Source organism: Streptomyces sp. HNM0645 (assembly GCF_030056615.1).
Classification (GTDB): Bacteria; Actinomycetota; Actinomycetes; order Streptomycetales; family Streptomycetaceae; genus Streptomyces; species Streptomyces marianii.
The window spans coordinates 22,591-35,793 of sequence record NZ_JASHLT010000054.1; the positions used below are offsets into that span (position 1 = coordinate 22,591).

Genomic DNA, 13,203 nt, shown 5'->3' on the forward strand with positions numbered 1-13,203 from the left:
TTTCGGTCGTGGCTCAGGAGGGAGCCGGCAGGGCAGCGGCGCGCAGCACGGCTCGTGCCGCCTCGGCCGGACGGGTGCGGAGGAAGTAGTGGCCTCCGTCGGCGAGTTCGTACAGATCGACGTGCTCGGCCAGCAACCGCCAGTCGCGGTGCCGTTCGGGGGGTGCCGTGACGGGGTCGTCCGCGGCCACGACGACGGTGACCGGCGCGGACAGGCGCACGGCGGGCGGGGCCTCCAGGAGACCGGCGAAGTACTCGTGGGCGGCCACGCAGTCGTGGCGGTAGGCGGCACCGATGTGCTCGGCGCGCTGGGCGTCCAGTTCGCCGAGTCCGGTGCGGCCGCGGTCGTCGGCCAACCCGGCGGCGATCTCGGCGTCGCTCCTGCGCGTGAGCTCGTCGACGGCGCTCCGCCGTTCCGCCGCCCCGCCGAGCAGCTGCGCGGCGAGGAACACCCGCTCGACCTCGACACCGCGCTCCTGGAGCCTCCTTGCCGTCTCCACGGCGGGAGCGGTGCCGGAGGAGTGCCCCCACAGCAGCACCCGGGACACGCCCAGGCCGGTGATCTCCTCCACGACCCGCTCGACCACCTGCTCCAACGGGGCGAAGGGTTCACGGGCGGCCGCCGGGTCGTGTCCGGGGAGCTCGACGGCGTACACGGCCGGTCCGTCGGCAGCCAGGACGCGGGCCAACGGCTGGAAGTTCACCGCGTTGCCGCCCGCGTAGGGGAAGCAGACCAGGGCGCCGGCGCGGGGGGCCTTCGGCTCCGACAGGCGCTCCAGCAGACCGTCTCCGGCGGTGCGGCGAGTTCCCTGCGCCGCGCTCGGGCCGTTCGGGGTGGGTTGGCTGTTGGTGGTGTCGGTGGTGTCGGTGGTGTTGGTGTTGGTGTCGAGGAGTGCGGCGAGGTCGGTNCCATGCCGGGAGGAGTGAGGGCATAGCTGAGCTCGTGGTGCATGCACATCGGCTGGTTGGGCGGCCACGCCGATGACGAATAGACACCGTCCGCGTAGGCCTCCCGGGCGGCGAATGCTTCTCTGTCGGGCAGGAGTGCGCCGCCGGCGAGTTGCCGGAACACGACGCCGACCTGGTCCGCGTCGCGCAGTCCCAGACCGCGCACGAGGATCGCACCGTGCTCGGCGACGAGGGCGCGCAGTGCGGGGGCATGGGCCGCGGTCCAGGTCGATGCCTCGTCGGGGGCGTCGACGGACAGGACCGGCGGCCTGCCGGGCCGGAGGGCGACCTGGGGCAGGGTGGCGGGAGCGGAGGGTGTCATCGTGTGTGTCCTTTCCTTACTTCGGTGTTCCGTGATCTGTGGTGTTCCGTGGCCTGCCGGGTTCCGTCTTCGGTCCCGGTCGGCACGGTGTTCAGGAGGCGGGGGTGGGTTGGCTGTCGGTGGTGTCGGTGGTGTTGGTGGTGTTGGTGTTGGTGTCGAGGAGTGCGGCGAGGTCGGTGAGGACGGGGTGGCGGGTGACGTCCTTGAGGGTGACGGCGCGGTCCAGGGCGATGGCGAGTTTCACCGCGGACAGCGAGGTGCCACCGCGGTCGAAGAAGTGGTCGCCGCGGCCGATCCGGTCCTCGGGCACACCCAGCACGGCCGACCAGGCCGCCGCCAGCCGCCGTTCCGCCGGGGTCGCCGGCGCCCCGCCACCGCCACCGGTGTCGGTGTTCTCGGCGGGGGTGTCCAGGGTGGCGGCGAGCGCGGTCAGGGCCTTCCTGTCGACCTTGCCGTTCGCGGTCAGCGGCAGCTCCGGCCGCCAGTGGAACACCGACGGCACCATGTACGACGGCAGCGTCGCCCCCAGCCCCGCGGCCAGCACCCGCGCCTCCAACGGCCCCGCGGCCGTGTAGAACGCCACCAACTGCGTCCCCGCCCCACCCGCCACCGCGACCACCGCACCGTCCCGCACCCCCACCTGACGCAGCAGCGTGTTCTCGATCTCCCCGATCTCGATCCGGAACCCGCGGATCTTCACCTGCGTGTCCCGCCGGCCCAGGAACTCCAGCTTCCCCGACACATCCCACCGACCACGGTCCCCACTGCGGTACAACCGCTCACCCGGCCGCAACGGATCCGGCACGAACGCCGCCGCCGTCCGCTCCGGATCATTGACATATCCACGCCCCACACACACACCGGAGAACACGATCTCCCCCGGCGCACCCAACGGCACCGGCCGCAACCCCTCGTCCACCACATACACATGCACATTGGCCACCGGCCGCCCCAGCAGCACCCGCTCCGGCACCCCCGTCATCACCTCGTGGTTGGTGTCGTCACAGGTCTCCGTCAGCCCATAGGCGTTGACCAGCGCGATCCCCGGCTGCGCCGCGAACCACCGCTCGACCAGCTCCCGCTTCAACGCCTCACCCGTCACCGACACACACCGCAGATCCCCCAGCCGCCGCGGCTCGTGCTCCAACGCGGCCAACACCGCCTCCAGATACGACGGCACCACCTGCAGCACGTTCACCCCGGCACCGACGACCGTGTCCAGGAACCGCGACACATCCAGCACCGCGTCCTGCTCCACCAGCACCGTCCGCCCACCCACCAGCAACCCCGCTACCAACTGCCACAACGAGATGTCGAAACACTGCGGCGCGACCTGCGCCACCACACCCCCCTCACCGATCCCCAGATCGTCGATCTTCGCGAACAGATGGTTGACCAGACCCGCGTGCTCGCACATCGCACCCTTCGGCTCACCCGTCGAACCGGAGGTGAAATAGATGTACGCCAACTGCCCCGCCGCCACCGGCACGTTCAGATCGTCCCGAGCGTGCCCCTCGGCATACGCCACGGCCACCGCCAGCCGCTCCACCCCGCCCACCGAGACCAGCGCCTCGTCCAGCGTTCCACTGCTCCCGGACTCGGTCAGCACCACCCGGCACCCCGCCCGCGACAGCGTCGCCGCGATCCGGCCCGCCGGGAACCGCGGCTCGATCGGCAGATACACCCCACCCGCCTTGAACACCGCCAGCACCGACGCCAGCCAGTCCGCGTTCCGCTCCAGCACCACCCCCACCACACCCTCCCCCTCCACACCACGCACCCGCAGCGCCCGCGCCAGCCGGTTCGCCCGCCCGTTCAACTCCCCGTACGTCCACTCCCGCCCCGCGTGCACCACCGCCACCGCGTCCGGATGCATCCGCACCCGCTCCTCGAACAACTCGTGCACCCGCAACCCCGGCAACTCCCGCCGCCGCCCCGCCAGCCCCTCCACCTGAAAACCCACCTCCTCGGCGGACAGCAGGCCCGTGTCGCCGCACGCGGTATCCGGATCCGCCGCGATCCGCGCCAGCGCGGCCAGGTGATAGCCGGCGATCCGGCCCGCCGCCTCCCCGTCCAGCACATCGGTGCGGAACCGGAACCGCAGCACCACGTCCCCACCCACCCCGTCCACCNNNCCCCTCCACCTGAAAACCCACCTCCTCGGCGGACAGCAGGCCCGTGTCGCCGCACGCGGTATCCGGATCCGCCGCGATCCGCGCCAGCGCGGCCAGGTGATAGCCGGCGATCCGGCCCGCCGCCTCCCCGTCCAGCACATCGGTGCGGAACCGGAACCGCAGCACCACGTCCCCACCCACCCCGTCCACCACCGACAGCCGCAGCACCGTCCCACCACCGACCCCCCCGTCGACCCCGTGAGGGTCGAACTCGGCTTCGGTGACCGGCCCCGCGATCGCCATCTGCCGGCGCAGGGACTCGACGGGGAAGTCCCGGTGCTCGGCGATCCGCGTCACGGCGTCATGGGTGTCCCGGACGAGGGCCCGCCACGAGGGGACGTCGGTGGCAATCCGGCACGGCAGCGCCGGAGCGCCCGGGGCGGGAACACAGCCGGTGACGGCCTCGTCCTCACCCGACAGCACCGCCAGCACACGGGCATGGGCCGCGAGCACCAGTGAGGTGGCCGGGATCCCGAGCTCCCCGGCCAGCCGCCGCAGCCCCTGCGCGAGCCCGTCCGGGACCCGCGCCACGTGCTCCGCGCTCCCCNGCCCCCGTCGACCCCGTGAGAGTCGAACTCCACCTCGTACAGCGGTCCGGCGGCACCCAGTTCGCGCGCTAGCTCCGCCACCGGGAAGTCGCGGTGCGCCCGCAGTCCCGTGGTCACGCGGTGCGCATCGCGGACCAACGCCCGCCAGGCACGAGCGCCGTCGGCCACCATCCGGCACGGCAGCGCCCGCGCGCCCGGAGCGGGAACACAGCCGGTGACGGCCTCGTCCTCACCCGACAGCACCGCCAGCACACGGGCATGGGCCGCGAGCACCACCGCACCCAGCGGGACGCCGGACTCCCCGGCCAGCCGCCGCAGCCCCTGTGCGAGCCCGTCCGGGACCCGCGCCACGTGCTCCGCGCTCCCCGGCACCGGCTCGGTCGTCCACCGCGGGATCGCGGTCAGTCCTCCGGCGCCGAGCACGTCGCACCAGAACTCCCGGCCCGCGTCCGTCCGCGCCGCCCCTGCCGTCCGCGCCATCTGCGTCTCCATCGGTGCGTCCTCCCTCACCCTCGCCCGGACGCCGCGTGCGGCTGCGGGCTGCCGTTCAGCGCGACGGGTCGGTAGGCGGCCCCGCGCGCCTCGGCGGCCGGATTCCCGATCCACCGTGCGTGTGCGGGCATTTCCTCGCCCTTCATCAGGAAGGCGTCGGCAGCGAGCTGGGCGTGGTCGCCCATCGTCACGCCGTAGTGCACGTGGGAGCTGACGCCGAGGGTGCAGCCGGTGCCGAGGACGCTGTAGTCGGACTTGAACGTGCCGTCCTCCTGCGAGTGGCACTGGACCGTGCTCGCCTGGTTCAGCGTGCAGAAGTCGCCGATCGTGGTCAGCGTCCGCTCCGTGAAGCCCGCGCCGTCGTCGAAGACCCGCCTGCCCATGCGCACGCCCAGCATCCGCCACAGCAGCGTCTTGTAGGGCGTGCCGCTGAAGAGGTTGAGGTAGTGCACGGGAACCTTCCAGAGGCGCTCGTGCCACCAGAAGTACGGGTCGTAGATGGAGCACAGCTTGGGCTCCAGCGGGCGGAAGCGGGTGATGAGCCGTTCCGACAGGGTGAAGTAGCACGCCGTGAACGCCAGGGTGATCGAGAGGTACAGCGCGATCACCAGCTGCCCGAGCACGCCGTACACGTCGAGGGTCGCCAGAGCGAACACCGTCAGCACGAACGAGTGCACCCACCGCACGAACAGCCAGAGCGCCATGGTGCGGAGGTTGTACCGGTTCTTCGCGGCCAGACTGCGGTGGAACTCCTCGCCGGTCCTCAGATGGTCGAAGCGGGTGTCGCGCTCGACGGTGCGCGGGATCCCGAAGCACGGCGCTCCCAGCAGGCCCACGTCCTCGCGGACTTCGCCGTCGAGCGGGATCATCACCTTCGTCGCGAGCAGGGTGTTCTCGCCGGTCCTGCCCCCGGACGGGTAGGCGATGTTGTTGCCGAGAAAGCTGTGCGGGCCGATGACGGCCCGGGAGACGCGAAACGACGTCCCCGAGAATTCCGCGTTCATGACGGAGAGACCGTCGGCGACCATCGTTCCGGTACCCACCGTGGTGAGGTAGGGGGACTCGTGCTGCACATGGGTGCCGAAGTTGGACCCGGTCTGCTCCACCTTGGACAGGTCGTAGCCGAGAAAGCGCAGGTAGTGGACGATGTACGAGCTGTCCCCGAAGAGCCAGCCGAAGAACTTGACGTTGGTCATCCGCGCGATGAGCCGGTGCAGCGAGTACTGCAGGCCGTACAGCGGATAGACCCTGTCCGGCTCGATCGTCAGGCTCAGCAGCCGCGGCACGGTGAACAGCCAGACCAGCCCGAGGACGAGGGAGCCGAAGAAGAGGACGACGGACAGGACCAGGGCGTCGACGTACAGGCCCGCCGACGTGATGTGCGTGGCGCCGGGGCCCAGCACCTGGTTCAGCGCCGGGATCTCCGTCACCAGGAGGTACGCGCCGCCGACCATCAGCGGGACGTACAGCACGAACAGTTGGAGCACGGTGCCGAGCCCGAAGAGCGTCCGGCGCAGTGTGCTGCAACGCGCCGGCGGCACGCGCACGTAGTCGACGTCGGTGCGCTCGGCCGGGGAGCCGTGCCAGTGCTCGCCGGCCGGGACCGAGTCACCGCTCTGCAGCGCCGAGGCGTGGCCCAGTTGGGCCCGGTCGCCCATCGACGTGTCGATGTCGAGCACGGTCTTCTCACCGACGAACGCGTCCCGCCCGATCGTGACGCGGCCCGTCTGGATGCGACCGGCGTGGGCGCGGTAGCCGATGAAGTAGGACTCCTTGCGGATGACCGTGCCGGAGCCGATCGTGAGCAGGTCGGTGCACACCGGGACGGTCCGGGAAAGGATGGTGACGCCCTTTCCGATACGGGCGCCGAGGGCCCGCAGATAGAGGACGTACAGCGGATTTCCGACGTAGAACCTCATCGGGTTCGCGTTGACCAGTACCTTGACGGTCCAGAACCGCAGATAGGTCAGTCCCCAGATGGGGAACTCCTGTGGTTTCCAGCGGCCGACCAGGATCCATTTGGCGGCGATGGGGAAGAGGCAGAGCACGATCATCGCGGCGCTGCCGAAGACCATGGACCGCAGGTAGATGTGCAGCAGACCCGAGCCCCTGGAAACCCACTCGTAGCCACGAGCGGTGACGGTGCCGAGGGCAAAGCAGTAGGCGAGGAAGACCAGCGTCTGCGCGGTTCCGCACAGGAGGTACGTCCTTCTGCTGACGGGTACGACGCTCTCGGCCGGTTCGGATGCCGGCGCGGCTTCGGGCGCGGGCGCCTCCGTCACCAGTGCGGTCACCAGGCCGCGGATCGTGGGGTACTGATAGATGTCCTTCATCGACACCGAGGGAAGGTCGTCGCGCTTCCTGACCCGGGCGCAGAACTGCGCCATGACCAGCGAGTTGGCGCACAGGTCCTCGAAGAAGTGGCTGTCCGCCGATATCTGCTCGGCCTTTACCAGGCCGGCCAGTACTTCGGCGAAGTCCTTCTCGGCACCTGCCGTACCCGTTCCCGTCGCCGGACCGTCAATTCGGTGCTCGTTGAGCGCCGATTCATCCGGCTCGGGCGTCAGGACCTCGACAGACTTGTCCACCATGCGAGCTCCTTGAGGAAATGCCGGTCGCCATCGTTCTGCGCGGCCGGCACTCGTTGTCCTCACGCTCCAGCGATGGCCGGAGCGAGCAATCCGGAAGTCACGCGGTCGTGAGCTCTTCTCCGGTCACAATCACGATCACCAGTCTCCGTCGTGCATCGCAGGGGTGCCACTCGGACCGGATCCCGTCGGACTGCCCTGAACGTGATGGCTACGCGAATGAATCCCGGCCGCCGGACCGCCGGTGGCCGGTAGTCCGGACACCGCATCGAAGCTGTTGTCATCGTCGGGACGAGGCGATGGCCCCCGGCGCCGACCGCCGGTAGCGGACGCCTCGGGAGGCGCTTGAATCGCACCCGTCAGGTATTCGGTACCGGCACCCGCCCGGATGGGAAATTCTTCAATCAAATGTCTTCAAAGTGCCGAGCGGGGTTCGGCCGGACGGGTGGGCGGGGCGTGTGAAAGGGGAGAGAGGGGCGCGCGGGGCGTGCGCCGGGCGTGCTGATGACGGGGCGAGAACACCGGTTGCGGGGTGCTGGCCCGGCCGGGTGAGTCACGCGGGTGCGTCCCGGTTGGACCGGTGCCCGGCGCACCTGGACCGGCCCCCGCCCGGGTCGCCCCCGGGGAGCGCGCCTCCTGGACCGGGCCCTGTGCGGGTCGGTCCCGGGCCCGCCCCGCTCGGTCCGGTCTGCCCGCGGCCGTGCAGAGCCGTGCGGACCGCCGGAAGGAAACCCTGACGGCCGTCGCACGAACGGCGTTACCGCGCTGCTGACGGGCCGCCGCCCGACCCGTCAGCACCGCGGCCCGTCGAAGCGGCTACGGGATCCGGATACTGTCGACGATTTCCCGGTGCGTCTTCTCCAGCGCCTTCTCGTTCGCCTCCGGGCCGACGGTCACGACCTGGACGAGGTACCTGTCGCCGTCGATGAGACGGGTGGACCCGGTCATCCGCTCCCCCTCGTCCGTCGCGATCCGCGCGTCGAGCGCGGGCCGGCCCTCGACCGTGGTCTCCTCGGCGCCCGTACTGACGAACGAGGTGCCGGTCTCCTTCTCCACTCCTTCCACGAAGGACCGGAGCTCGGCGCCGAGCCGCATGTCGTAGGCGTCCGGCACCTCGGTGACGGCGAAGACCACGAAACCCTCCCCGGTCTCCACCAGGTACGCGCGGTTGGTCACCTCCTGGCCGAGGACGCGCTCGGTGTGCTTCTCGACGGTCGCCTTGCCGGGCAGGTCCGCGGTGATGCCCGTAGGGGCGTCGGTGGTCTTCACCCATCCGGCACGAAGCTCGGCCCGGATCGCGGTGACGACACCGGCACGTGGTGTGACGGGGGCGGCGTTCGCGGTGGAGGACGCCACGGCGCCCCCGGTGACGGCGGCCGCGGCGACGGTGAGAAGAAGGAGGCGCTTGGTTCGGTTCGAGGTCCGGATGGCGTGGAACATGAAAATCACTTCCGTCAAGGTGTCGGCAAGAGGGACATGTCGAAACGACCCGGGGCGTTCGGCGAACCACTCACCGACGAGCCGCGCGGTCCCTCCGTTCCGGCCGGGTCCGCACCTCCATTACGCCGGTGGCGGGCGGCGGGCGTCATGCCCCTGGATCGCGTGACAGGAGAACCCGGGACTTGACAACGGCTCCGGCGTGGGGGGAAGAGAGGTCACGGACGGCGGGTCGCTCCCCGCCGGACGGCGGGCCGTGACGGCGGCCGCACAGGTGGCCCCCACGGGCGTCGGCGCCCATGCACCGTTGCCGGCGGCGTCCGCATCGAGGTCACCGACCCGCGGTCGGCCTCGCGGTACACGGGCCCGCGACCCCGCGCCCGAGTGGAGCCGGAGCCCTCCGAAGCCCTCTGATCGGCCGCCAGGCCACCGGCCGGAATCGTCCGTCGGAGGTGCGAGGGCCCGGTTGGTCAGCCCGTGCCGCGCCTGGGCCGCTGCCTTCTTCCCCGGCTCGGTCAGACGTGTGACGCGCTCCTCGAACTCCTTGAGGGTGCGGAAGGCGGCACCACACCGAATTCGAAGACCCGTCATCTGACGACGGGGCCTCGTCGATATTGCGGCCAGGATCTGTCCGCAATCGACGGTAGCGTGAGAAGTGGCCCTCTTCCGTCGATGTGAGGATGTTCATGCAGCAGAAGGCTATTCAGATCATCGGTGCCCGTGAGAACAACCTCAAGGACATCTCCGTGGAGGTGCCGAAGCATAAGGTCACCGTGTTCACGGGGGTATCGGGGTCGGGAAAGTCGTCCCTGGTGTTCGACACAATCGCGGCGGAATCCCAACGGCAGCTCAATGAGACGTTCACCGCGTTCGTGCGCAATCGCCTGCCCAAGTACGGTCAGCCCGACGTCGACGACATCGCGAACCTCTCCGCTGCGGTGATCATCGATCAGAAGCGGATCGGAGGGAACGCGCGGTCCACCGTCGGGACGATCACCGACATCTACGCCCTGCTCCGGCTTCTGTATTCCCGGGTGGGCCGGCCTTGGATCGGCTATTCGAACGCCTTCTCGTTCAACGACCCCTCGGGAATGTGCCCCGATTGCGAGGGCCTCGGCCACCGAGTTCAGGTCGACCTCGACAAGCTGCTCGACAGGTCCAAATCCCTCAATGAGGGCGCCATCCGGCATCCCGCCTTCAATGTCGGTGGCTGGTTCTGGAAGCTGTACGCCAATTCCGGCCTCTTCGACAACGACAAGAGGCTCCGCGACTACACCGAGAGCGAGTGGCAGGCGTTCCTGTACGGGGCCCAGGGGTCGATCGCTCTGGAATGGCAAGGAGGCAAGATCAACTCCAAGTACGAAGGGCTGATGGACAAGTTCAACCGGCTCTACTTGCGCAAGGAGCCGGACGAGATGAGCGCGAAGAACCGGGTGGCGCTGGAGCAGGTCGTCACCCGGGGGCCCTGCGACACCTGTAAGGGGCAACGGCTCAGCCGGCAGGCGCTCGGCTGCCGCATCAACGGCCGGAACATCGCCGAACTCTCCTCCTTGGAGATCGCCGACCTGATGGAGGAGGTCAAGAAGGTCGACGCGCCCTCCGTCTCCCCCCTGACGGCCAGTCTGATCGAGCGGCTCCAGCACCTCATGGAACTGGGGCTGGGATACCTCAGCCTCAGCCGTGAGACCTCCACGCTCTCCGGCGGCGAGTCACAGCGCATCAAGATGGTGCGTCACCTGAACAGTTCGCTCGTCGACATGGTGTACATCTTCGACGAGCCCACGATCGGCCTGCACCCCAGTGACGTCCAGCGGCTCAGCCGGCTCCTGATGGAACTGGCCGAGAAGGGCAACACCGTGCTGGTGGTCGAGCATGACCGCGACATCATCGAGATGGCCGAGCACGTCATCGACCTCGGGCCCGGGGCCGGGCGGTGCGGAGGCGAGATCGTCTACCGGGGCGACGTCCGGGGTCTCACAGAGGCGGACACGCCGACCGGACGGTTCCTCCGCAGGATCACCCCGATCAAGGAGCGATTCCGCGAGCCCAGGGGGCACCTGGAGGTGACGGGAGCCCGGATCCACAACCTCAAGGACATCAGCGTACGGATTCCGCTCGGCGTTCTGACCGCTGTCACCGGACCGGCCGGCTCCGGGAAGAGCACGCTCATCCACGACGTACTGCTGCGGCAGCACCCCTCGGCGGTCGTCATCGACCAGTCCGCGGTCACCACCAACCGGCGTTCGAACCCGGCGACCTACACCGGCATCATGGACGAGATCCGCAGGCTGTTCGCCCGTGAGAACCAGGTCAGCCCCTCACTGTTCAGCTTCAACTCCGAGGGCGCCTGCCCCACCTGCCAGGGACACGGCATCATCTACACCGACCTCGCCTTCATGGATCCGATGATCACGACCTGCGAGGTCTGCGCGGGCATGCGTTTCACCGAGGACGTCCTGCGCCTGACCCTGCGAGGGCAGAACATCCACGACGTGCTGTCGATGAGCGCCGCGGAGGCGGCCCAGTTCTTCACCGAGCCCAAGGTCGCCAGGACGCTCCGTTCCATCAACCAGGTCGGCCTCGGCTATCTCCAGCTCGGGCAGCCGCTCAACACCCTCTCCGGCGGTGAGTGCCAGCGCATCAAGCTCGCCACGGAGCTGGGGAAGAAGGGCAGCGTCTACGTCATGGACGAGCCCACCACCGGACTCCACATGTCCGATGTCGACAGCCTCGTCCGCCTTCTCGACGGCCTCGTCGAGAAGGGGAACTCGGTCATCGTCATCGAGCACAATCTCGACGTCGTCAGGCAGGCGGACTGGGTCGTCGACCTCGGCCCCGGGGGCGGCAGCGAGGGCGGCCGGGTGATCTTCGAGGGCACCCCCGCCGACCTGGCGGAGGCCGAGCACTCCGTCACCGGGCGGTTCCTCGCCGCGTCCCTGCCGGGTGCCGGTTCCAAGGCCGACCACCGGGCCTCGCGCTGATCCTTGACCCGGGTGCTGAGCGGCGTCCCGCCATGCCTTCGGCTGAGCATGTGCTCCGACCAAGGAACACACACGCCCAGCACGAAGGCCGTGGGGATGAGTCTGCTGCATCACACGGTCCGGCAGGATCCGTTCGCGGAACTGTCACGCTTCCGGGGTGAGTTCTACTCCTGCCTGACCAGACGTGTGGACGCGCTGTTCGAGCGGGCCGACGCCGTGCTGTGTGAGGACGGCCCGGTCCGGTTCCCTGGTGGAGTTGTCGCCGGTGGGCGAACACCGTCGCGGGCACGGTGGGCTCTATGACGCCCTGGCCGCCGGCCGGGTGGAGGTGGCCCGGCTGCGTCGGGCCCTTGCCGCGGTGCCGCTGCCGAAGAAGTCCACGACTCCTCGTCCACGCCGCACAGGTTAAAGATCAAGTCAGCGCCGGACGCCCTGCCCGGCCGGCGCACGGTGCCGGGCCGTCAGCTGTTCCAGCGTCGGCACCACCGCACCGGGTGCCGGGGTCCGCAGCATCTCCGCGCGGATCCGTGCCGCGCCCTGCCGGAAGGACGGCTCGGCCGATACCTGAGCCAGCCTGTCCCTGACCCGGCCGGCCGAGGCGCCCTCGCCGTGCGGCGGGAGGAAGATCCCCGCGCCAAGCTTCTCCAGCTGCCCGGCCCGGAAGACGTCGTCCCACTGCCAGGCGAGGGCAAGCTGAGGCACCCCGTGCAGCGCCGCCGTCGCCCAGGTGCCGGCGCCGCCGTGGTGCACGACGGCCGCGCAGCTCGGAAGGACGACGTGCAGGGACAGGCTGTCCACCACCCGCACGTTCCCGGGCAGCGGCGGCAGGCCGTCGCGCTCCTCGGCCTTGACCGTGGCGACCACCTCGGCGTCCAGCTCCGCGATCGCGGCCAGCAGCTCACCGGCCCGGGGCAGCCCCGTGAAGCCCGTCGAGCGCTCCGTGATGCCCTGAGTGAGCAGGACCCTCGGGCGCCCAGGATCCGCCCGCAGCCACGGTGGCACCACCGCCGGGACCGGGCCGTTGTAAGGGACGAACCGCATCGGCACCGTCGGGCGGGCCGTGGCGAACCGCACGCTCGGCGGCATCTGGTCGATCGTCCAGTGGCCGCTGATCACCGCGGGCCCGAAGGCCGCACCGTGCCGCTCCAGCGTCCACGTCAGCCACTCCTCCAGGGCGTCGTCCCGGCGCTCGGCCGGCACCTCGTCCAGTACCTGCTGGAACCGGTCGTGCACCCGCAGGAAGAGGTCTGGGCCCCACAGCAGGCGGGCCTGCGCCGCGCCGGTCACCTGGGCCGCCACCGCGCCGGCGAAGGTGAAGGGCTCCCAGACGACCAGGTCGGGACGCCACCAGCGGGCGAAGTCCACCATCTCGTCGATCATGGAGTCGTTGTTGATCTGGGCGTAGAACGCCGCCGTCAGCATGGACGTGGACGCTTCGAGGAACTCCAGGTCGAGCAGCTCCGGCCGGTTCTCCAGGTAGTCCGGGTTCCGGTGCAGCGCGAACACGCCGGGCGCCATGGCCCCCATCGCCGCCTGCACCTGGTGGTCCGTACCCACCGGCACAGCCGTGAGTCCAGCGCGGGTGATGCTCTCGGTGAGAGCGGGCTGGCTCGCCACCCGGACGTCGTGCCCGGCCGCCCGCAGCGCCCAGGCGAGCGGCACCACACCGTTGAAGTGCGCGTCCATGGCGAACGCCGTCACGAGCACCTTCATC

At 70.0% G+C, this 13,203-nt stretch carries 7 protein-coding genes and 2 pseudogenes; 3 read left to right on the top strand and 6 right to left on the bottom strand.

The genetic code is table 11. From position 1 onward, the window contains the following. Window positions 1-13: 13 nt before the first annotated feature. The 3 genes and pseudogenes from QMZ92_RS29900 to QMZ92_RS29910 all read right to left on the bottom strand — a co-directional run. Window positions 14-784, bottom strand: a pseudogene (locus QMZ92_RS29900) (thioesterase II family protein); the annotation flags it as partial. Continuing rightward, on the bottom strand, window positions 700-1,269 hold the full coding sequence (locus QMZ92_RS36135; protein ID WP_349307776.1) for a TauD/TfdA family dioxygenase: 570 nt from the start codon (window positions 1,267-1,269) through the stop codon (window positions 700-702). The gene QMZ92_RS36135 and the pseudogene QMZ92_RS29900, both read right to left, overlap by 85 nt. Window positions 1,270-1,360: 91 nt before the next feature. Then, window positions 1,361-3,400, bottom strand: coding sequence for a non-ribosomal peptide synthetase (locus tag QMZ92_RS29910; RefSeq protein ID WP_283300697.1), 2,040 nt, complete (start codon window positions 3,398-3,400; stop codon window positions 1,361-1,363). A gap of 100 nt (window positions 3,401-3,500) precedes the next feature. Here QMZ92_RS29910 and QMZ92_RS29915 point away from each other — a divergent pair, with 100 nt between their 5' ends. Further along, a complete protein-coding gene (locus QMZ92_RS29915; protein WP_283300698.1) occupies window positions 3,501-3,902 on the top strand; it encodes a hypothetical protein in 402 nt (133 codons plus the stop codon). A gap of 595 nt (window positions 3,903-4,497) precedes the next feature. On the opposite strand, the gene QMZ92_RS29920 is transcribed toward QMZ92_RS29915, so the two are convergent. Further along, complete coding sequence (locus tag QMZ92_RS29920; protein WP_283300699.1) at window positions 4,498-7,074, bottom strand: Pls/PosA family non-ribosomal peptide synthetase; 2,577 nt, start codon at window positions 7,072-7,074, stop codon at window positions 4,498-4,500. Window positions 7,075-7,887: 813 nt separating this feature from the next. Next, the gene (locus QMZ92_RS29925; protein WP_283300700.1) at window positions 7,888-8,511 is read right to left on the bottom strand and encodes a hypothetical protein; all 624 of its coding nucleotides are present in this window, start codon (window positions 8,509-8,511) and stop codon (window positions 7,888-7,890) included. 683 nt (window positions 8,512-9,194) lie between these two features. On the opposite strand from QMZ92_RS29925, the gene QMZ92_RS29930 reads away from it, so the two are divergent. After that, window positions 9,195-11,489: an ATP-binding cassette domain-containing protein gene (locus tag QMZ92_RS29930; protein ID WP_283300701.1), complete on the top strand. Its 2,295-nt coding sequence runs from the start codon at window positions 9,195-9,197 to the stop codon at window positions 11,487-11,489. Between the two features lie 96 nt (window positions 11,490-11,585). Then, window positions 11,586-11,862: pseudogene (locus tag QMZ92_RS29935) on the top strand (transposase); the annotation flags it as partial. Window positions 11,863-11,906: 44 nt separating this feature from the next. Here the strand turns inward: QMZ92_RS29935 and QMZ92_RS29940 are convergent. Beyond that, a complete protein-coding gene (locus QMZ92_RS29940; protein ID WP_283300702.1) occupies window positions 11,907-13,202 on the bottom strand; it encodes an activator-dependent family glycosyltransferase in 1,296 nt (431 codons plus the stop codon). Window position 13,203: the final 1 nt, after the last annotated feature.